General features: G+C 41.8%; 22 protein-coding genes. 9 read left to right on the top strand and 13 right to left on the bottom strand.

The features are described from left to right. Positions 1–213, top strand: coding sequence for a helix-turn-helix transcriptional regulator (locus tag F602_RS0106205; RefSeq protein WP_018167099.1), 213 nt, complete (start codon positions 1–3; stop codon positions 211–213). Position 214: 1 nt separating this feature from the next. Beyond that, positions 215–400: a hypothetical protein gene (locus tag F602_RS0106200; protein ID WP_018167098.1), complete on the top strand. Its 186-nt coding sequence runs from the start codon at positions 215–217 to the stop codon at positions 398–400. Positions 401–571: 171 nt separating this feature from the next. Here the strand turns inward: F602_RS0106200 and tuf are convergent, their stop codons facing one another. The 7 genes from tuf to F602_RS0106165 form a co-directional block, all read right to left on the bottom strand. After that, on the bottom strand, positions 572–1,768 hold the full coding sequence (gene tuf, locus F602_RS0106195) for an elongation factor Tu (RefSeq protein ID WP_018167097.1): 1,197 nt from the start codon (positions 1,766–1,768) through the stop codon (positions 572–574). A gap of 127 nt (positions 1,769–1,895) precedes the next feature. Continuing rightward, positions 1,896–2,981 (bottom strand): anti sigma factor C-terminal domain-containing protein, encoded by a 1,086-nt coding sequence (locus tag F602_RS0106190; protein ID WP_018167096.1) that lies wholly within the window; start codon positions 2,979–2,981, stop codon positions 1,896–1,898. Next, the gene (locus F602_RS0106185) at positions 2,965–3,462 is read right to left on the bottom strand and encodes an RNA polymerase sigma factor (protein WP_018167095.1); all 498 of its coding nucleotides are present in this window, start codon (positions 3,460–3,462) and stop codon (positions 2,965–2,967) included. The genes F602_RS0106190 and F602_RS0106185 overlap by 17 nt, the downstream gene beginning before the upstream one ends. 95 nt (positions 3,463–3,557) lie before the next feature. After that, positions 3,558–6,254: a phosphoenolpyruvate carboxylase gene (ppc, locus tag F602_RS0106180; protein ID WP_018167094.1), complete on the bottom strand. Its 2,697-nt coding sequence runs from the start codon at positions 6,252–6,254 to the stop codon at positions 3,558–3,560. Between the two features lie 35 nt (positions 6,255–6,289). Continuing rightward, positions 6,290–7,501, bottom strand: a complete 1,212-nt coding sequence (gene ftsW, locus F602_RS0106175; RefSeq protein ID WP_018167093.1) for a cell division peptidoglycan polymerase FtsW — start codon at positions 7,499–7,501, stop codon at positions 6,290–6,292. Between the two features lie 177 nt (positions 7,502–7,678). After that, the gene (locus tag F602_RS0106170) at positions 7,679–8,053 is read right to left on the bottom strand and encodes a DUF4430 domain-containing protein (RefSeq protein WP_018167092.1); all 375 of its coding nucleotides are present in this window, start codon (positions 8,051–8,053) and stop codon (positions 7,679–7,681) included. Further along, a complete protein-coding gene (locus tag F602_RS0106165) occupies positions 8,025–8,540 on the bottom strand; it encodes a hypothetical protein (protein WP_018167091.1) in 516 nt (171 codons plus the stop codon). The genes F602_RS0106170 and F602_RS0106165 overlap by 29 nt, the downstream gene beginning before the upstream one ends. A gap of 118 nt (positions 8,541–8,658) precedes the next feature. On the opposite strand from F602_RS0106165, the gene F602_RS0106160 reads away from it, so the two are divergent. The 6 genes from F602_RS0106160 (at position 8,659) to F602_RS0106135 (ending at position 14,085) form a co-directional block, all read left to right on the top strand. Further along, a complete protein-coding gene (locus F602_RS0106160) occupies positions 8,659–9,510 on the top strand; it encodes a glycoside hydrolase family 25 protein (protein ID WP_018167090.1) in 852 nt (283 codons plus the stop codon). 113 nt (positions 9,511–9,623) lie between these two features. Then, entirely contained in the window at positions 9,624–10,466 is an 843-nt protein-coding gene (locus tag F602_RS0106155; RefSeq protein WP_018167089.1) for a DUF368 domain-containing protein, read from the top strand. Next, on the top strand, positions 10,463–10,951 hold the full coding sequence (locus F602_RS0106150) for an aminoacyl-tRNA deacylase (protein WP_018167088.1): 489 nt from the start codon (positions 10,463–10,465) through the stop codon (positions 10,949–10,951). The genes F602_RS0106155 and F602_RS0106150 overlap by 4 nt, the downstream gene beginning before the upstream one ends. Further along, entirely contained in the window at positions 10,948–11,595 is a 648-nt protein-coding gene (locus F602_RS0106145; protein ID WP_018167087.1) for a histidine phosphatase family protein, read from the top strand. Before F602_RS0106150 ends, F602_RS0106145 begins: the two co-directional genes overlap by 4 nt. 118 nt (positions 11,596–11,713) lie before the next feature. Next, complete coding sequence (gene lysS, locus F602_RS0106140; RefSeq protein WP_018167086.1) at positions 11,714–13,210, top strand: lysine--tRNA ligase; 1,497 nt, start codon at positions 11,714–11,716, stop codon at positions 13,208–13,210. Between the two features lie 266 nt (positions 13,211–13,476). Beyond that, positions 13,477–14,085: a TetR/AcrR family transcriptional regulator gene (locus F602_RS0106135; RefSeq protein ID WP_018167085.1), complete on the top strand. Its 609-nt coding sequence runs from the start codon at positions 13,477–13,479 to the stop codon at positions 14,083–14,085. Positions 14,086–14,138: 53 nt separating this feature from the next. Here F602_RS0106135 and F602_RS0106130 read toward each other — a convergent pair whose 3' ends face one another. The 4 genes from F602_RS0106130 to F602_RS0106115 all read right to left on the bottom strand — a co-directional run bounded on the left by F602_RS0106130 (position 14,139) and on the right by F602_RS0106115 (position 18,560). Beyond that, on the bottom strand, positions 14,139–15,191 hold the full coding sequence (locus tag F602_RS0106130) for an LLM class flavin-dependent oxidoreductase (protein WP_018167084.1): 1,053 nt from the start codon (positions 15,189–15,191) through the stop codon (positions 14,139–14,141). Between the two features lie 282 nt (positions 15,192–15,473). Further along, positions 15,474–16,724 (bottom strand): ABC transporter permease, encoded by a 1,251-nt coding sequence (locus F602_RS0106125; protein WP_018167083.1) that lies wholly within the window; start codon positions 16,722–16,724, stop codon positions 15,474–15,476. After that, complete coding sequence (locus F602_RS0106120) at positions 16,724–17,419, bottom strand: ABC transporter ATP-binding protein (protein ID WP_018167082.1); 696 nt, start codon at positions 17,417–17,419, stop codon at positions 16,724–16,726. Before F602_RS0106120 ends, F602_RS0106125 begins: the two co-directional genes overlap by 1 nt. Further along, entirely contained in the window at positions 17,391–18,560 is a 1,170-nt protein-coding gene (locus F602_RS0106115) for an efflux RND transporter periplasmic adaptor subunit (RefSeq protein ID WP_018167081.1), read from the bottom strand. The genes F602_RS0106120 and F602_RS0106115 overlap by 29 nt, the downstream gene beginning before the upstream one ends. Before the next feature lie 256 nt (positions 18,561–18,816). On the opposite strand from F602_RS0106115, the gene gorA reads away from it, so the two are divergent. Beyond that, positions 18,817–20,169 carry a glutathione-disulfide reductase gene (gene gorA, locus F602_RS0106110; RefSeq protein WP_018167080.1) on the top strand — a complete coding sequence of 451 codons (1,353 nt, stop codon included), beginning with the start codon at positions 18,817–18,819 and terminating at the stop codon, positions 20,167–20,169. Between the two features lie 201 nt (positions 20,170–20,370). On the opposite strand, the gene F602_RS0106105 is transcribed toward gorA, so the two are convergent. Beyond that, a complete protein-coding gene (locus F602_RS0106105) occupies positions 20,371–20,997 on the bottom strand; it encodes an ABC transporter permease (protein WP_018167079.1) in 627 nt (208 codons plus the stop codon). Then, the gene (locus tag F602_RS0106100) at positions 20,990–21,760 is read right to left on the bottom strand and encodes an ABC transporter ATP-binding protein (protein WP_018167078.1); all 771 of its coding nucleotides are present in this window, start codon (positions 21,758–21,760) and stop codon (positions 20,990–20,992) included. Before F602_RS0106100 ends, F602_RS0106105 begins: the two co-directional genes overlap by 8 nt. Positions 21,761–21,766: the final 6 nt, after the last annotated feature.

The following is a 21,766-nucleotide window of genomic DNA, read 5'->3' as shown; positions in this document are numbered from 1 at the left end:
ATGGCTAATATTATCACCAACCTCAAGGAAAGACGGAAGGAGAAAAAAATCAGCCAACAGGAGCTAGCACAACTGGTCGGTGTTCGCCGAGAAACCATCGTTCACCTAGAAAATAACCGTTATAACCCCTCTCTCGAAATGGCTCTAAAAATTGCAGAAATTTTCGAATGTCATGTTGAGGAAATATTTCAACTCAATACAAAGGAGAATTAAGATGAAAATTCAATTAATCTGTCCTTATTGCGAAAACACAACTTTTGTCGTTGGCAAAGCAAATAAAACATATGGTGGTGTTGGTAAATCAATGAATTTCCCCAACCAGCCTATTTGCCATGATATTTGCGAACAGTGCGGTAGTGTTGTACGCACATATGTTGAACACCCAGAGAAATTAAAATAAACTAAACAGAGGAGTTCAAGTCTGAGCTACATCAAATTTCATTGATAGAAAAGGGTATCTTTGTTGAGATACCCTTTCTTTTTTCAACATAAAAAATCCACCGCCCTAGGACAGTGGATTGCAATTATAAGTTGTCTGACTTAAATTGTTATTTCTGGGAACGTAATCGAATTAAGCTTCGATTTCAGTAACCATACCTGAACCAACAGTACGTCCACCTTCACGGATAGAGAAAGTTGTACCTTGTTCAACGGCGATTGGGTGGATCAATTCAACGTCGATTGTTACGTTATCACCAGGCATTACCATTTCAGTACCAGCTGGCAATTTGATTGAACCAGTTACGTCAGTTGTACGGAAGTAGAACTGTGGACGGTAGTTGTCGAAGAATGGAGTGTGACGTCCACCTTCTTCTTTAGTAAGGATATAAACTTCACCTTTAAATTTAGTGTGTGGGTTGATTGAACCTGGTTTCGCAATAACTTGACCACGCTCGATTTCATCACGTTGTACACCACGGAGAAGGATACCAACGTTGTCTCCTGCAAGACCTTCATCCAATTGTTTACGGAACATTTCAACACCGGTAACAACTGCTTTTTTCTTATCTTCCTTGATACCAACGATTTCAATTTCATCGTTGACACGTACAGTACCACGATCGATACGACCTGATGCTACAGTACCACGACCAGTGATTGAGAATACGTCCTCGACTGGAAGAAGGAGTGGTTTGTCAGTGTCGCGTTCTGGTTCTGGAATGTACTCATCAACAGTGTTCATCAATTCCATGATGATGTCTTCGTATGCTGAGTCACCTTCAAGAGCTTTAAGAGCTGAACCTTGGATAACTGGAAGATCGTCACCTGGGAAGTCATATTCTGACAAGAGGTCACGGATTTCCATTTCAACCAATTCAAGCAACTCTTCATCATCAACCAAGTCAACTTTGTTCATGAAGACGATAAGGTGTTTAACACCTACCTGACGAGAAAGAAGGATGTGCTCACGAGTTTGTGGCATTGGACCGTCAGTTGAAGCTACTACAAGGATCGCACCGTCCATTTGGGCAGCACCAGTGATCATGTTTTTAACGTAGTCCGCGTGTCCTGGAGCGTCGATATGCGCATAGTGACGCTTTTCAGTTTCGTACTCAACGTGTGCAGTGTTGATGGTGATACCGCGCTCGCGTTCTTCTGGAGCAGCATCGATAGACGCATAGTCTTTTGGTTGGTTAACTGATGAAGGCAAGCGACGTGCCAATACAGTTGTGATAGCTGCAGTCAAAGTAGTTTTACCGTGGTCAACGTGTCCAATGGTACCAATGTTAACGTGGGGTTTACTACGATCGTATTTTTCTTTTGCCATTTTGGTAAAAGCCTCCAATAAAATATATTTTATAGATAGACAGTAGGCAATACGGTCTAACTTTACCTTACTATTCTATCAAATTGTTGGGAAAAAGCAAGTGTTTTGTGCCTTTTCCTTTATATTCTTACTTATCTAGCTTGTGATAAGGTTGAATCTGGATACTTTGACCAATATTAGATGCATAAATCCACTCTGCATTTTGTAACTGAGCAAAGTTTTCTGCACGGCCAGTGAGGATGACACCGGCAAACTTAGCCGTTTCTGGATTGTCGTTGGCTTCAAGGTAATCTTTTAGGTAATCTTCTGCTGAGTATTCCTTTCCATCTTCACCTATTGTTGTTGAAAAACCATAGCCAGCATCTAGGTATTTTTGGAGATTGGACTGGAAGATACTATAGTTGTTTTGCAAAGCTGTCACTTCAGAGACCTGGCTTTCCTTTTCATACTTCTCATAGATGGACGACAAGTCTGCATCCGGATCTTTTTCCAGGGCAGCAGTAATTTCCTTTTCGAGGGCCGCCTGCTCCTCAGCAGTCAGTGAGGCACCTGCATAGTTGGTAAAGCCGAATTGATTGGCTGGACTGTCCCCAAAATCAAATCCAGTTTCTTGACCAATCCAAACCCAGTTCAATTTAAGGTTATCTGGCACCAGTTCAGCAATCTCAGAGAGGGTATAAGCCTTGTCAAAGGTGATGGCCACTTCTACCGCTTGTCCTGTCATCTGCGGTATAAAGTCTAGGTCTTGGGTCACTTTTTTAACTTCGTTTTCTGTTTCTCCTAAGTTATAAAATACAGGTACCTTGTACAGGTTGCCATAGGTGTATTGGGAACGGCCTTCTTCCCCAGACCTTAATCTTTCATCCTGGTTGAGATGGTCGCTCAGGATGATTCCGTAATTGCCAGTGTATTTTTCAAACGGTACAGTGATACCATCGATATCCTTAACCCGATTGGAGTAAAAGTTGCCTGAAAAATGGGAGGTGGCCTCATAACCCCAGGTAATATAGTCAATATTTGGATAGGCAATTTCTGATCGCAGTAAGTAATGCTTTTGAATCTTTTCTGCATTATTTTCAGCCATCCGAACCAGTCCTAAATAGATACCAGCCGTTGCAGCCAATGTTACCACTGTACTAATAGAAATAATTTTTAACCAACTTTTGCGTTTGTTTTTTTGAGCAATTTTCTCAAAATCAGATAAGGTCTTCATAGGTCAATCCTCTTTTCTTTATGATTGCTTTTAATTGATGACGTGCACGCATGAGGTCAATTTTTACCTTGCTCTGCGAGCAACTAAGAATGTGGCTGATTTCTTTGACAGAAAAGCCTTGAAAGTAATGGAGATCTAAGACTAGCCGATACTGAATTGGCAGCTTTTGGATGAGTTCGTAGACTTCGCTACCCCTCGCTTGGTCATAGTGGGATAGACCCTCTTGAAAAAAAGAGGACTGTATGATTTCTTGGTACTTTTTTCCCCTTCGATAGAGGTCAATGTAGTTGCGGATGGCCACCCGATACATCCAAGCTCTGATTTTTTCACGAGGGAGGACGAAGTTGTTCTCTAGCATCTTGAGCAAGACATCTTGAACTACGTCTTGGCTGTCTTCCATGCTGACTCCTGACTTCATCAGATAGAAAACGATCTCTTCTGCTATGGTGACCAATTCTTTTTCATATTGGTCTAGCTTCATGGCCTCACCTCTCCTTCTTTCACTATTATAACGAATGAAGATTGCAATTGGTTACATAAAAAGAAAAAAGTTTAGGTTTTTCCTAAACTTTTAAATTAACCAGAATTTCGAAGTCCTGTCGCAATACCGTTGATGGTGATATGAATGAGGCTTTCCTGATCCGCACTCAACTCACCCTTTCGCAGGCGATTGATGAGCTCAATTTGGATATAGTTGAGAACGTTGAAATAAGGCAGGCGATAGTTCAGGCTGGCTTTGAGGGAAGGTAATTCTGCCAGGAGTTCTTCCTGTTTTTCAATCTGCAAGATGACATTCTTAGTCAACTGCCATTCATCTAAAATCACATTGAAAACATCACGAACATCATCGTCTTCTACCATCTTGGCATATTCAAAGGCAATATTCATGTTGGATTTGGAAAGAACCATATCCACATTGGATAGGAGGGAGCGAAAGAACGGCCAAGTTTCGTACATCTTTTGTAACTGTTCCAGATTACCTGGTGCTTGGTCGATAAAACGTTTGAAGCTAGAACCCACTCCGTACCAACCTGGTAGCATAATACGATTTTGTGACCAAGAGAAGACCCATGGAATCGCACGCAGACCAGAAATCTCTGTGATGGTCTTCCGAGCTGCTGGACGAGAGCCGATATTGAGACTAGAGACTTCTCGAATCGGACTAGCTGCGAAGAAATAGTCATAGAAATGCGGGTTTTTAAAGACCAAATCACGGTAGATGTTATAACTATCCGATACAATTTCATCCATGGTTGCCCGATAGTGAATAATTTCTTCTGGATCAGCAATCATCTGGGTTACCATACGATCCAAAGTGGCAGAAACGAGCATTTCCAGATTGTAGTATGCAGCATCAACATTGCCATACTTATTTCCGATAACCTCACCTTGCTCAGTCAGGCGGATACGATCTTTTATGGAACCAAAAGGTTGCGATGTGATGGCATCATAGGATGGACCGCCACCGCGGCCAACAGTTCCACCGCGACCATGGAAGAAGGTGATTTTGACACCGGATTCGTCCCCAATTTTAGTCAATTCATTTTGAGCCTTATAAAGTGTCCAACCAGATGATAGATAGCCTCCATCCTTATTAGAATCCGAATAGCCCAACATGATTTCTTGGTAATTGCGATTACCAGCAATCCATTTCTTGGCCAAATCTAGGTTCAAATACTGACGCATGATGTCAGAAGCATTGTCCAAATCCTCAATCGTTTCAAAGAGAGGGACAATCTGTACACGGGCTTTTTCAGTATCAACTAAACCAACTTCTTTAAGGAGAACAGCCAACTCAAGCAAATCCGATACACTTTCTGAGTGGGAGATAATGTGCTGCTTGATGACCTCCTCGCCCAATTTATCTTTCAATTCACGCGCCGCTTGGAAAATAGCCAATTCCTTTTGGAGCTGCTCTGATTTTGGAACATGAGTGGCAGACAGAATACGGGGATCTTCCTCCAAGACCTTAAGTAGGACATAACATTTAGCCTCTTCTGAGAGATTGCTGTAATCGTCTACTACACGAGCCGAAGCTAGTAGTTCTGCCACACTAGCTTCATGAATACTAGAATCCTGACGCATATCAATGCTGGCTAGATAAAATCCAAAGGCCTCGATTGCTTCTAAGAGCTCATTGAACTCACCTTTTATCAAAGCAATAGCTTTATTCTCTTCCAGAGAGGTCTTAATCGCTTGTAGATCTTTCTTAAATTCCTGAACATTGGCATAACGAGGCTCAACTTTTTTATCCTCAATCAAGAAGTCCTTGGTATTGTTGAGCTTCATCTTGATATAATGAAAGGCACGGCGATATGGCTCTCGCTCACGATAAACGGAACTATCCTCAGATAAACTAGCCATAACTTCCACTTCTGTACTAACATTGACGATAGTAGTGGACAGAGAGAATGTTCTATAAAGGCTATGTAGCTTTTCATCATAGTAGTTCATGATGACTTCAGCTTGGGTCAGGGCAGACAGTTTCAAAGTCTCAGCAGTTACAAATGGATTTCCATCGCGGTCTCCACCAATCCACATTCCCATGGTAATCGGGTGCGGGTGCTGCAGGTGTATCCCTTTTTGCGCAGCTAGGCGTTTATACTCAGTCTGCAATTTAGTGACAGCCTTGATAAAAGAACTCTCATAATAGTTCATGACATTGGTAATTTCGTTACTAACCTTGAGTTTCTTCTCTCGAATCATCTCGGTCTGCATGATGATTTCTACATAGCAACGCAACTCATCCAGCCACTTGTCACGGTTCATTAGCCCTAAGCGAACATCTCGGTAACGACGCAGAAGATTGTGAATCTTATGAGTCAACTCCAGCATGGATTGGCGCTGGACTTGTGTCGGATGGGCTGTCAAAACGGGAACAACATTCAGATGTTCTAGTATTTCAGCGGCGTCATCTCGGTCAGCCACTAACTCAATGGTTGTAGACAATTTGCCCAGATAATCTTCGTTGGCATTATTCTTGTAGTTGATTTCGTAGGCCAGATCCACATCTTCAGAAATATTGATGAGCAAGGGAAGGACAGCGAAATAACGAGAAATAACAGCCAATTCATCGTTGGTCATGGTGCCGATAATCTGTAGTAGCTCCTGATAATTATCCTCTGTTGACAGATCAGCCAAAGCAACAATTTTTTCAAAGGTTTCCTCCGAAATCAGCTGCTTTGCCACATCTCTTAGCGTATCGGTTAGAATTGCCACTTCTTCTTGGATAGCACTTTTATTGTTATAGTTTTCAAGTTTTTGAATAGACATTTGCTTACCTTTTCCTTTCGCACATCAGAGTAAGGTTAATAAAGTGTTTGTTCGATTTCTTCTTCTAGCAATAAGCGACGCTCGTGGGCATCGATATTGAGCACAAAGGCTACTCCAATGGAAATAATTAGGAGACTGCTTCCACCTTGAGATAAGAAAGGGAATGTTACACCTGTCGCAGGAATCAGGCCTGAAATCCCACCGATATTGACAAAGGTTTGTACCAATAACATCCCTGCAATCCCCAAAGCCATCATAGCATTGAAAGGATCTCTAGCTCGAATACCAACTACGATAATCCGCAAAATCATAAAGAATAGGATGGCTAAAATCAGACTAGCTCCAACCAAACCAAGCTCCTCAATGACAATGGAAAAGGCAAAATCCGTATGAGCCTCCGGCAAATAGCCTTTCTTTTCAATAGAATTACCCAAACCACGTCCCAACCAACCACCATTGCTCATTGCATAATAGGAATTGGAAAGCTGCAAGCCCGCATTGGTCGCATCTTCAAAAGGATTGAAGAAGGCCGCAAAACGTTTAGCAATATAGCCAAAAACTGGAATCTTGGCAACCACATCTACACCCATAACCCAAATTGAGCCAAGTAGAACCGTCGCACCAACTGTAATCCCCATCAGGGCTGTTGAGAACCAACGGTGACCAACCCCACTGACAGATAACATGATGATGATAATTAGGGTAATGATGGTTGCATTTCCCAGATCAGGGAGTGTGACCACTAACCCCAAGAACAACAGGCTAACAACCCGCCAGTCATTGAGACGGTTAGGAACCCAACTTCCTTTTGTCAATGCCTGGTAGTCATACGTTCCAATTTCAGATTGAATCTTGTCAAATTTATGAGCTAAAAACCAGATAATAATGAGTTTCAGGTACTCTGCTGGCTGCATGCTAAAACCAGCAAAGCGAATCCATCCATGGGCACCATTGACTGGTTCAAAGAAACGAGAAGCAATTAACAGTAAGATTTCAACAACAATCACAATGTTAACGACAGAACTTTTTCGTAAAAAGCTCAATCGCATCCGATAGATAATGAAAATCCCTACCAAACTAACCAACCAAAAAAGGGACTGGTTGATGACCAAACGCATCGGACCCCCACCTTGCTGGATTTGGTAAGCGGACGTTGTCGAATAAACGACAATTAGACCGATAATCGACAACATCAGGTAGGGTATGAGAATGGAATAATTCAAAAAATGCCTTTTCGCAATTTTCATTTTTTCTCCTATGTACCATTTTCTAAAAAGTGACTGATTAAGACCAGTCACTGCAAAATCACATTCCTAGCTGGAATATTTTTACTATTATACCATAAAATTTCACATCTGGATGCCTGGTCAGTACAATTCCAAATTGACAGTAAAAAGAAGAGGCATCTTTCATCCTCTTCTTGCTTACTCAAAGGTTTCTAAATAAAAACGGACTGTGTCTCCATGAGAAATGGTCATTTCTTCTGCACCTTTTGGAGCCAACTCATCATTGACATCATACATCCAATAAGTATTTTTCGAAGCATCTTGACTGACACCATTGATAGCCAGGACCATGCCTGACTCTTCTTCCACCTCAAAGTGGTCTTCCAGAATATCCATCACACTGTCATCGTTTTCAAAAACGATTTCCTTGCTATCCACCTTATCTCCAAAATCAACTATCAAAGTAGCCTTGGACACCAGGTCTGTTTCAACTTTAGTTTGCGGATTGGATTGACAAGCTGCTAAGACAAAGAGACTGATAATGCTAGCAAGACCTAAAATTATTTTTTTCATGATGGTAAAACCTCCTTAGTAATAAATAAATGACAGGATAAAAAAAACTAGTTGAGAGCGCATGGAGCAAATCAAAAAAGAGTCCATTTAACCAATAAAGATAGAGATTCATGCCGAATTGAACAGCAACTGGAATGCTTATCCAAAAACCGTATGTCATCGTAATTAGCCCAGCCAGAATACTATGTATCCCAATGCGGTGAGAAAGGTCCTTGGTCAAGGGTATGACAAGATATCGCCAAGCCAGCATGAGAATCCCAAAACTGGTAATTTGCCAAGCCACCACCAAACTAAATCCAAAGAGTAGACTAGAGCCAAGCATGGTCATAGCCATCACCAAAAAAGCATCCCAGAAATCTAGATAAAGAAGACTGACTAAAAAGAAAGCCGTCACAGGCTTGATATTTGGAAACGGAGCAAAGACTAGACGTAAAACGATGCAAAGAGCCGCCAACACAGCCACTTGACTCACTTTTTTTGCTGACATCTTCCCAACCTTCCACGCTCTCTTACCTACTACTCTACCCCATTCCCCTATCCCTGTCAAGACAGACCTGCGTACATTTCTTTTGATTTTTATCACTAATTAAGTTAAAATAAAAAAAATGAGAAAGAAATTAAAATCTATATTTGTTTTTGCTTTTTTCTTCTTGTTTATTAGTTTGATTTTGTTTACAAGGAGTCTAGCTGAAGAGGGAAGAAAAGAGAGCACAAATCCATCCAACACAGTAAATAGTGTCTCCACTACACCTTCATCTACGGTCGCATCTGGACCTTATCATATTACCAATGCTCTTGAGATGAAACCTATCATCGATGTCTCTGGTTGGCAGTTGCCTTCTGAAATAGACTATGATACCTTATCTCAAAACATCTCTGGTGTCATTGTCCGCGTTCAAAGCGGTTCTCATACAACCAAGGATAATAACGCTTCGGATGCAAATGGTCTGGACAAATCCTACAAGACACATATCAAGGAATTTCAAGCCAGAGGTGTCCCCGTTGCGGTCTATGCCTACGTTACTGGCAACAGCATCCAATCTATGGAACAAGAAGCGATTAGCTTTTATAAAGCCGCTTACAAGTACAAACCTACCTTCTACTGGCTTGATGTGGAAGAAAAAACCATGGAGGATATGAACGCTGGTGTCGAAGCTTTCCGAGCTAAACTAGCCAGTCTAGGAGCTGAAAATATCGGAATCTATATCGGAACCTATTTTATGGAAGAACACAGTATCTCTACTGATAACTTTGATTCCGTTTGGATTCCTACCTACGGCACAGACTCCGGTTACTACAATGCTGCTCCCAAAACCGACTTGGACTATGACCTACACCAATACACCTCGCAAGGTCGCCTCAATGGTTTTAAACATGTCTTAGACTTAAATATTGTAACAACCCTTAAAGATCCAAATGAAGTCTACCAAAAACTATTTACAGTTCCTGAAAAATAGCTCACTCCTATCCGCCATCTCTTTTATGAAGGGATGGCGTTTTCATTTTCTTTTCTTCCTCATTTTGTCAAAAAAATGGTATAATGATGCCATCTTATTTTTTGGAGGAATCTATGACTTCGTGGATTGCAAGAATTGTCAAGGGGATGATTATCGCCCTTGGATTTATCCTACCTGGAGTATCTGGTGGTGTACTGGCTGCCATACTTGGTATTTACGAACGCATCATCCGTTTTCTGGCCCATATCCGTGAAAACTTTTTGGAAAATATTCTTTTCTTTATCCCTGTTGGAATCGGTGGTATTTTGGGTATTGCCCTCTTTTCCTTCCCTGTAGAGTATCTTTTGAAGCACTACCAAGTACCGGTCCTTTGGGGTTTTGCTGGTGCCATCGTGGGAACCATCCCAAGCTTGATAACAGAATCAACCAAGAAAAGTTCCCGTGATAAGATAGATCAAGCCTGGTTGGTAGGAACTTTTGTCATTTCGGGGCTGTTACTCTATTTCCTGAATAGTCTCGTGGGAACAGTACCTGCGGGTTTTGCTGGTTTTGTGCTAGCTGGTGTCCTCATGGCCTTGGGGATCTTGGTTCCAGGTCTCAGCCCATCCAATTTACTCTTGATTCTGGGGCTCTACGCGCCCATGCTCGATGGCTTTAAGTCACTAGATTTGATAGGTACTTTCCTACCTATCGGCATCGGTGTTCTCTTAGCCATGTTAGCATTTTCCAAAGCGATGGACTATGCGCTAGAGCATTACCACTCTCGAGTGTACCACTTTATCATTGGTATTATTCTTTCTAGTACCCTTCTTATCCTCTTACCAAATCCTAGTAACCAGGAAGCTATCTCCTATGCTGACGCAAGTATCCTGACTTGGATTGCAGCCCTTGTCCTCTTTGCCTTAGGAATCTGGCTAGGCCTCTGGATGAGCAAGCTTGAGGAAAAATACAAATGAGCAAGAAGCCCAAAATCAAGAAAACCTTAGTAGATCAAATTCTAGATAGGGCTAAAATTGAGCACGATTCTCTAGTTCTCAATGCTCTGACCGGAGACTTGCCAGATGGCATCAAACAAGCCGATATTTACAAAACTCTAGCTCTGATAGGAGATAAAACTGGTCCTATCATCGGTATCATCCCCCTTACAGAACATTTAGATGAGAAAAAACTAGCTGCCATTTCTGGCAATAAAAAGGTCCGCATGATTCCACAAAAGGAACTGGAAAAAACAACAGGCTATATACATGGTGCCAATAATCCTGTTGGTATCCGCCAAAAACACAACTACCCCATCTTCATCGATAAGTCGGCCCTAGTGAAGGGAAAAATAATTGTCTCGGCTGGAGAGGTGGGGCGTTCGATTGGTATTGATAGCCAGATATTGGCAGACTTTGTCAAGGCTCGTTTTGTAGATATTATTGAAGGAGATTTAGATAGATGAAAATCTATTTTATACGCCATGGTAAAACACAGTGGAACTTAGAAGGTCGTTTCCAAGGTTATTCTGGTGATTCAGACTTATTGCCAGAAGCTATTGAAGAAGTCCAGCTTTTAGGTCAACATTTGGAGACTGTACCTTTTGATCGCATATTTTCCAGTGATTTGAAGCGAGCACATACCACAGCCGAGCTTCTCTGCAAAGCCAACCACTACTCTACCATCGTAGAAACTACTCCCCAATTGCGGGAATGGAATTTTGGCCGCTTGGAAGGGACAAAAATCCGCTTGTTACAAGACATCTATCCGCAACAATATAGTGCGCTTAAAAACAACCTGGCTCAATTCAAGAGCGATATGTTCGGTGCTGAAACTGTCTACCAAGCAACTCAGCGTATCATTCAATTCGTCAAAAGTCTCAAAGATAGCCAGGCTGAAATTGTTTTGATTGTGAGCCATGGGGCAATTCTGACGGCATCAATTCAGTCTTTACTTGGTTTTAGCCCTGCCCAGTTGCGTCAGAGAGGAGGCTTGGATAATGCCTCTATCACGATTTTAGAAACCCAGAATTTTGAAGATTTTACTGAAATCAGCTGGAATGACACAAGCTACAAACTGACAGAAGTAATCAGCGTGGCAGCCAGCTAAGACAAACTGAGAGAGCAGGTGCTCTTCTCAGTTTTTTGAAGAGTAACTATTCTTGCTGATTTTTTCAACTATCTATGTTAGAATAGGACTAGCAGACTTTGGAGGAATAAAATTAGTTATGTCTAATCAACACATTGAAGAATTAAACGATCAACAGATTGTCCGCCGTGAAAAAATGGCTGACCTAGCCCAACAAGGTATCGATCCCTTTGGGAAACGTTTTGAACGCACAAGCGACTCTGGCAAGCTCAAAGAACTATATGCAGATAAAACCAAAGAAGACTTACATGATTTGAATGAAACAGCTATCATTGCCGGCCGTCTCATGACCAAACGTGGAAAAGGAAAAGCTGGCTTTGCCCATATCCAAGACCGTGAAGGCCAGATTCAGATTTATGTCCGTAAGGACTCGGTCGGTGAGGAAAACTATGAGATTTTCAAAAAGGCTGACCTAGGTGACTTCTTGGGAGTTGAAGGCGATGTAATGCGGACTGACATGGGAGAATTGTCCATCAAAGCGACTAAGCTGACCCACCTATCCAAAGCCCTTCGTCCCCTTCCAGAAAAATTCCATGGTCTAACAGATGTGGAAACCATCTACCGTAAACGCTATCTGGATTTGATTTCAAATCGTGAGAGTTTTGAGCGCTTTGTGACCCGTTCTAAAATCATCTCAGAAATCCGCCGCTATCTAGATGGACTAGGATTCTTGGAAGTCGAAACCCCAGTTCTTCACAATGAAGCTGGTGGTGCCGCGGCCCGTCCTTTCATTACCCACCACAATGCTCAAAATATTGACATGGTATTACGGATTGCAACAGAACTCCACCTCAAACGCCTAATTGTCGGTGGGATGGAGAAGGTGTATGAAATGGGGCGTATCTTCCGTAACGAAGGAATGGATGCTACCCACAATCCTGAATTTACTTCTATTGAAGTCTATCAGGCCTATGCTGATTACCTTGATATCATGGATTTGACAGAAAGTATCATCCAACATACAGCACGCGCTGTCAAGGGAGATGGACCTGTCAACTATCAAGGTACTGACATTGCTATTCACGAACCATTCAAACGTGTCCATATGGTCGATGCCATCAAGGACATTACGGGTGTTGATTTCTGGCAAGAAATGAGTCTTGAAGAAGCACAAACCCTTGCCAAGGAGCACCATGTCCCTCTTGAAAAACACTTCAACACTGTTGGCCATATCATCAATGCCTTCTTTGAAGAGTATGTAGAAGAAAGTTTGATTCAACCAACCTTTATCTACGGCCACCCAGTAGAAGTGTCTCCATTGGCTAAGAAAAACGATGAGGACCCACGCTTTACCGACCGCTTTGAACTCTTTATCATGACCAAAGAATACGGTAATGCTTTCACTGAGTTGAATGACCCTATCGATCAGTTGGAGCGCTTCAAGGCTCAAGCACAGGCCAAAGAACTCGGTGATGACGAAGCAACTGGCATTGACTACGACTTTGTTGAAGCTCTCGAATATGGAATGCCACCAACAGGTGGACTAGGAATCGGAATCGACCGTCTGGTCATGCTCCTAACAGACACCACTACTATCCGTGATGTACTCCTTTTCCCGACGATGAAAAATCTATAAACCTCTACAGACCCACTGGAAATTTCCAGTGGGTCTATTTATATCTATTTATCACGACGTAAGCATATTATATGCAAGCTATCAAATAATTTGATATAATCTTGTTATAAAATTCACAGAATGTTGATGTGATTTATTGGGCATTATATGGTCTTACCCTCTTTTCTATCTATTAGAGAGACTATTGAGCCTTGCTAGCTTTTACAGCTTTCACCATCCGTTTTCAAGGATTAGATTAGCACCATATAATGTTTAGGAAGAACCAGATGAAAAAGAATACTAAAATCGAAAAGAGTAAGATTTTGTTGCAGAAAGCCCTGCTCCATCTATTACTACAAAAGCCCTATCAAAATATTTCTATTCATGAACTTTGCCAACAGGCAAAAGTTGGTCGCTCTACTTTCTACAATCATTACCATGATAAAAATGATTTATTAAAAAGTACTGTTGATTTTTACAGCAGTATTGCCCGCGAAGCAACTGTTACAGCCTTTCTCAGTCAGGATAACATGGACCTGCACGCTAATCTCATTAGGGACTATCGCACAACCGCTCAATATAGCTATGTAATTCGAGCTCTCTTGTCTGTGCACTTGCCTAATGCTGACTTCGAGGCCAATATGCGCCAGATTTTGCTTGATAAATACCAGATTCTTTTGGCCAATAGTCAATCCACTAGCTTTCTTCCTGAGGCATTAGCAGTTGAACTCTTTATAGCAAATGCCCTTACGGTGACTAAATTTATTGCCTATCATCCGGATACCGCCAATATTGAAAAATTGGCCAACTTTATGGTTCATATCTACATCCGTCTCTTTGCACCACTAGACGAGGAGACGCTAATCCTAGACCCCTATACTTCATCTGAATTATAATAGAGTAAGCTATACCTAGATTCCTTCAGAATAGAGAAAAAAGCCGAGACGACTCAGGCTTTTTTCTTATTTTCAAAGTAAGTACGAACACGTGGTGCGACTTCTTTTCCGTAGAGTTCGATAGCACGAAGAACATCTTCATGAGGGAGAGAGCCGACAGGCAAATGCAGAAAGAATCTATCCAAATCAAGTGTCTCAATGATATGGATAATCTTTTGAGCAACATGGTCTGGATCGCCTACTATCGTTGCTCCTTGATCCGACAGCGAGCGTAAGTAATCTTCCTTGGTCATCTCTCGCCAGTGAGGACGATCCTTAGCGATATTGTCCACTGTCTGCTTATTTGGATAGAAATATTCCTCCACTGCCTTGCTCTGGTCATCTGCAATCCATCCCCATGAATGGGCTGCTACTTTGATACGATTTTGTGGATGACCTTCATTGGCCGCGATTTTTCGATAGGCATCAGCCAGAGGCTTGAAATGTTTCGGTGCTGCGCCAATAACAGCATAGACGATGGGAAGCCCTAATTGCGCTATCTTAACAGTGGACTCGACATGACCACCTGTAGCTACCCAAACTGGAAAATCTTCTTGTACAGCCCGAGGGTAGACCGGCTTGTTGAGTACGGTCTGAGCATGTTTCCCCTGCCAAGTCAAGTTGGTCTCATCTTTAATACGCAACAACATATCTAATTTTTCATCAAAAAGCTCTTCATAGTTAGCTAAATCATAACCAAATAGAGGAAAAGACTCCGTAAAGGAACCACGGCCTGCCATAATTTCAGCTCGGCCATTAGACAGGGCGTCAATAGTCGCATACTGCTGATAAAGGCGAACCGGATCCATGGAAGATAAAATAGATACTGCTGATGTCAATTTGATATGTTGGGTATTAACCGCTCCTGCCGCCAGCACAATCTCAGGTGCAGATACAGCAAAATCTTCTCGGTGGTGCTCTCCGATACCATAAACGTCAAGACCTACACTATCTGCCAGTTCGATTTCCTTAACCAACTGACGAATTCGCTCTTCATGACTGTATGTTTCCCCTGTTTTTTCCAAGGGAGTTGTTTCACCAAAGGTCGAAATACCTAGTTCAATCATCCTACTTACCTCACACTTTATAAATTTCAGTTATATTTTATCACTAATTATTGATTCCAACAAGCCATGTGCTCATTTATAGATAGAAAAAGGCCCAGCACTTGCTGGACCTTCTCTTCTATTTTCAAGATTTTTTAGTGACAATGTTTAGACTCAGATGCACATATGACACTTTTCACTCGGGCACCATACTGTCTTATGTGTAGAGCATCGGCTATTACTAGCAAATAAGTAAAATAACATTATGACATAGACCGCATAGCCCTTTTTCCATGAATTTTACTATTCATAGCGAAGTGCTTCAATTGGGTCCAATTTGGAAGCCTTATTGGCTGGAAGGACACCAAATACTATACCGACTGCAGCTGAGAAAGCAATACTGCCCAAAACAACTGGTAGAGAAATTGTAGCCATTATTTCAGGTCCTAATGGTTTAGCTATATTGATTAAGAATACCAATAACTGAGCAATTCCTAAACCAATCAGACCTCCTAAACTGGTCAAGACCATAGCCTCAATCAAGAATTGGATAAGGATATTACCTCGAGTGGCTCCCAAAGCCTTCCGAAGTCCAATTTCTCGGGTTCGCTCCGTCACAGATACCAACATGATATTCATCACACCGATACCACCAACTAAGAGGGAAATCCCTGCGACAGCTCCAATAAACATGGTCACGCCAGCCATCTGCTGGTTAAAATCTTCCAGCATTTTACTCAAATCAAAAATGTCATAGCGGGCTGTTTTCAAACCAGTTGCGCGAGTCAAGTAATCTGCTGCAGCTTGACCTACTTCACTAGAGCGAGTGACATCATTGACATGCACATAAACCATAGCATGCTCTTTAACACCTTCTTCCGCAGCAACCTGAGTATTGGTCATCACAGCATTTCCATCTGTCTTCATTCCATAGAAGGCTGTCCCTGCATTTGGATCTTCATAGACACCCACTACCAGATAGGACTTATTTTTAACACTAACTGTTTGGTTCAGGGCAGACTCGATATTGCCAAAGAGTTTTTCTGCTAATTTTTTATCAAGCATGATAATACGAGCAAATTTCGTATAGTCATTAAGAGTAAATTTCCGTCCAGTAAGAATATCATACTTTTTGACATCAAAATAAGACTTACCTACACCCAAAATACTGACATTATCTGCCTTTTTCTTACCGAAACTGATTTCTCCAGCTGTACTATTGGTGGTATAGTAGTTATCCAAACCATCAATATCCCGCAACCCTTCCAGAATAGTGTCCGTTAAAGTAGGTTCTTCCTCATAAGAAATCTCTTCATAGACAGTCCCTGTAAATAGCCCTCCATCAGATGTCTGCTCGGTAGCTATTGTACTAAAATAGACTTCTACATCCTTATTGTCTCCACCCAAAGAATTGGCCAGACTCTCACTCATTCCAGCTCCCATAGCCACGATGACCACAACGGCTGACACTCCTATGATAATTCCCAACATTGTCAAGAGGGAGCGCATCTTGTGGGCAAGGATAGATTTTAGGGCAAATTTCCAATTTTCCATTAAATGTCCTCCTTGCGACTATCTTCTGTGATGACACCATCCCGTAAGACAATTTTACGCTGAGCATACTCTGCAATTTCTGGCTCATGGGTGACCATGATGATTGTTTTGCCTTCACGGTTAAGCTCGGTCAATAATTCCATAATTTGCTGACCTGTTTTAGTATCTAAGGCCCCTGTTGGCTCATCAGCTAAGATAATAGAAGGATTGTTGACCAAAGCACGAGCAATGGCTACACGCTGTTTCTGACCACCAGAGAGCTCTGAAGGCAAATGGTGCATCCTCTCAGAAAGCTCAACTTTTTCTAAGAATTGTTTAGCTAAACCTTGGCGTTTACTTGTAGGAACACCTGCATAAATGAGAGGAAGTTCGACATTTTGAAGAGCATTGAGCTTAGCAAGAAGGAAGAATTGCTGGAAAACAAAGCCGATTTCTTTGTTTCTGACCTGGGCCAGCTTTTTATCGGATAAGTGGCTAACCTCGGTCTCATCTAGAAAATAGTCTCCAGAGCTAGAGCGATCTAGCAACCCAATGATGTTCATCAAGGTTGACTTTCCTGAACCCGACGGGCCCATAATAGCTAAGAATTCACCTTCTGCTACTTCCAAATCAATATCTTTGAGAACCCGAAGCTCTTGGTCACCGTTTTGATAGCTTTTGTTAATGTTATTTAATTGGATTAGCTTCTTCTTCAATCGCCTTCACCTCTTTTCCATCTTCCAAATCCATACTTGGGTTTGAAATGACATGGTCACCAGCAGTTAAGCCAGAAGAAATTTCTTGCTGCGTAGCATCTGCATTACCAAGGGTTACTTCTACTCTCTTAGCTTTACCATCAACGATAGTCCAGACATGCTGTTTGTCTCCATCTGACAAGACAGCCTCTACAGGAACTAGAATAGATTTTTTAGCATTGACCACTTCAATATTAACTGAGAAACCTTGTTTGAGAGGTCCAATATCACTAGTCAAGGCAATCTTAAATGGATACTTAGATGATGCCCCTCCTGTGTTACCTGGCACTCCTTGTCCCCCACCATTTCCTTCTGGATAATTGGAAATATAGGTGATTTTTCCTGACCAAGTTTGATCAGGGTAAACCTTAGATGTCAGCTTCACTTCTTGATCGACAGATAGATTGGCCAAATCATATTCAGAAAGGTTACCAACAATCTGAAGGCTACCTTGATTGACAATGTGAATCAGAGTTTGACTGCTAGTACTAGATTTTGAAACAGAAGTATTCACTTCGACTACTGTTCCAGCAACATCACTGACTACAGTAGCCTCGTTAAGAGCAGCCTGAGCCTTATCGACAGTCGCCTGTGCATCTGCATAACTGTCATTTAAGTCACGGAGCTGCGACTCAACTGAGCGTTGAGCAGTGGCCATACTGCTTTCATCCTGAGTTGGATCACCAGTCAAGTCTACCGTTTGACCATTGGTCTGCAAATCATAAATTTGTCGGCCAATTTTGTCACGTGCACGAATAGCCATATTAAGGTTACTTTGTAATTCAGCAGTATTGTATTGAATCAAGGCCTGACCAACACCCACTTGATCCCCTACCTTGACTTTAAATTCAGCAATGTCGCCCTTTGTTGGATCATAGTAGATGTACTGTTCTTCCGCTGCCTCAACAGTACCAGCTAGAAGGGTCGATGAAGCAATGGATCCTTCACTGGCAACGCGGTAATACAACTGGCCCTCTCCTGCAGCAGGCATATCAGTACTTGTATTACCACCACCCCAAAGCAAGGCATAGGCAATCAGGCCAACAGCAGCTAGCCCTAAACCTGAGAACAAAGCAATTTTTGCTTTTTTAGTCTTCAACATAAATGTTTCTCCTTTTCAATCGACCGATTCCTTTATCACAGTCTTTGTACTGTTTATATAATACACAAATACAAAAAGAATTGCAAGTGTTTCTGAGATTATTTTAAGCTATTTCTTTCATTTTTTCATCTATCCACCATTATTTTTGTCTTACAGTTTTGTAAGAAAGCATCCGTAGCAAATTTTTGCAGGAAAAACTAAAAAAGACTAGAATAGAAAGAAGACAGACTTGAATCGAGAAAGGAAGAAAAGACAAATGACTAAAAAATTTGATATTATCGCAATCGGTGGTGGTTCGGGAGGCATTGCAACCATGAACCGAGCCGGTGAACACGGCGCTAAAGCTGCTGTTATTGAAGGCAAACTGGTTGGTGGTACCTGTGTCAATGTCGGCTGTGTCCCTAAAAAGATCATGTGGCATGGCGCCCAAATGGCTGAGTCCCTACTGCACTACGGCCCTGAATATGGCTTTACTGCAAAGGAAGTATCCTTTGACTTTGCTACTTTGAGAAAAAACCGTGAGGCCTATATCGAACGCTCCCGCAATTCCTATAATGGTTCTTTCCAGCGCAATCAGGTAGAATTGATTGAAGGCTACGCTAAATTTGTGGATACTCATACAGTGGAAGTCAATGGTGAGCTTATCACAGCTGAACATATCGTGATTGCGACAGGGGCCAAACCAACCATTCCAGATATTCCTGGTAAGGACTTGGGTATTGTTTCCGATGATGTCTTTGAATGGGAAAACCTACCAACTTCAGTTGCAGTCCTTGGAGCAGGTTATATCGCTGTCGAAATGGCTGGAGTGCTTCATAACCTTGGAGTTAAGACCAGTCTTTTCTATCGTCGGGAGAGGCCCTTACGATCCTTTGAACCCTATATCATCGAAGCACTCCTAGAAGAAATGGATCGAACAGGACTGCAACACCAAGGACATAAGATTCCTAAACGTCTAGATAAACTAGATAATGGACTGATTCAAATCACCTTTGAAGATGGGGAAATCCATACAGCCGAACAAGTCCTTTGGGCTGTTGGTCGCCAACCAAACTTAGATGGTCTGAACTTAGAGGTTACGGGTGTCAAACTGAATGACAGAGGCTATATTGCTGTTGATGAGTACCAACAAACTAATGTTCCCGGTATCTACGCTTTGGGCGATGTAACAGGAAAAATCGAGTTAACTCCTGTCGCAATTAAAACTGGCAGACTCCTGTCTGAGCGACTTTTTAATGGAAAAGAAAAAGCTAAGATGGACTTTAGCTTGGTTCCGACTGTTATCTTTAGCCATCCAGCCATCGGCACAGTCGGGCTGACAGAGCCTGAAGCCATCGAGAAATACGGAGCAGATCAAATTAAGGTTTATACTTCTGCCTTTACTTCCATGTATACAGCTCTGGGTAGCAACCGTCAAATGAGTAAATTTAAACTCATTACTGCTGGACCTGAAGAAAAAGTGATTGGCTTGCATGGATTTGGCTTTGGAGTAGACGAAATGATTCAAGGCTTCGCTGTTGCCATGAAAATGGGAGCAACCAAGGCAGATTTTGATAGCGTCGTAGCCATCCACCCAACCGGATCAGAGGAATTTGTCACTATGAGATAACTAGCTATAAAGATCTAAGGACATTTTTGAAACCAAGGACATGATTTTAAGTTTCCTTTAAGATAGAAAGGTTATACTTACCTTATACCAAATCTTTCTTTTTCATATATCTCCAAAAATCAGCCCAGTTATGGGTTGATTTTTTTGTTTTTCCATCAAAAAAAAGCCAAGTAGAATGACTACTTGAACCTTTGTATATCTTTAAGAAAGTCCTGGTTGGTCAAATAAGTTTTCAACCAGACCAATTATCAAACTCAATAATAGACTAAGCCCTACTGATAGAAGAATGCCCCAGCTTAATTTGACCATACTCATAGTTCTGAGGCCATCAAACAAGATAGTTCCTAATCCACCAGCATTGATAGTCGCGGCAATGGTGGCAATCGCAACCAGAGATAAGGTTGCTAATCGGATCCCTGAGAAAATAGCTGGCTTAGCTAAAGGCAACTGAATCTTGAACAAGATCTGCCAAAAGTTCATCCCCATCCCCCTGGCAGCCTCCAATATACTAGGTTCCACTTTATAGATACCTGTTAAGAAGGTGCGTACTAGGATGTATTGAGCATACAACACCAAAACAATTGTAGCTGTTACCTGCCCAAGGCCTGTCCAGGGTATAAGTAGAGCAAAAAAAGCAAAGCTGGGAATAGCATAAAGAATAGATAGGCTATAGACTGAAATAGTCTTCAATCTAGGATTTTTTAAGATTAAAACAATCAGTATACTAGCCAAAATCAGAGCGACTCCCAGAGATTTTAAAACCAAAAATAAATGCTCTATCGTGGCATCTATCAGTTCATCTGATGATTGTTGGAAGTAATCAAGCATAGGTTCTCCATATTTTTTCTTGTTCCTTGACTGTTTCAATTAAATTGGCTACAAAAGCACCTTGTGGTGATTGGATGATCTGCTCAGGGCTGTCAAACTGACAAATCTTACCTTGGTCCATGATCAACACCCTACTCCCTAACCGAAAAGCTTCATAGATATCATGAGTAATAAAGATGAAGGTTTTATCCCCCAATTGGCGATGAATATTTCTAAGTTCTTCTTGTAAAGAGCTTCTAGTAATCGCATCAATAGCCCCAAATGGCTCATCAAAGAGAACAACATCCGGATTAGCAGCCAGAGCTCTCGCTACTCCAACCCGTTGCTGCTGACCTCCTGATAGTTCTTTTGGGTAGCGATTGCTATATTCTTCATAGGGAAGCTGGATCAAGTTCATCAATTCCTTCACTCTAGCATTTATCTCAGCCTGGTTCCACTTGAGCAGCTTTGGAACGGTCGCAATATTTTCTCCTATTGTCATATGGGGAAAGAGCCCTATTTGTTGGACCACATAACCAACTCTTCTTCTGAGGGAGACCGGATCTAGCTGAGAGAGTTCTTCTCCTTCAAATAGAATCTTTCCGCTCGTTGGTTCAATCAGACGGTTCATCATCTTAAGTATCGTCGTCTTACCTGAGCCCGAAGTTCCTAAGATAGTGATAAATTCTCCTTTCTGAATCGCTAGACTGACCTGATCAACCACCGTTTTCTCATTATAAACCTTGCTAACTTCCTGAAAGGAAATGATTGTCTCAGTTGCCATCCTTTT

The organism is Streptococcus minor DSM 17118 (assembly GCF_000377005.1).
Taxonomy (GTDB): Bacteria; Bacillota; Bacilli; order Lactobacillales; family Streptococcaceae; genus Streptococcus; species Streptococcus minor.
The sequence above is the reverse complement of the archived record's forward strand: the minus strand, read 5'-3'. Positions and strand labels throughout refer to the sequence as shown.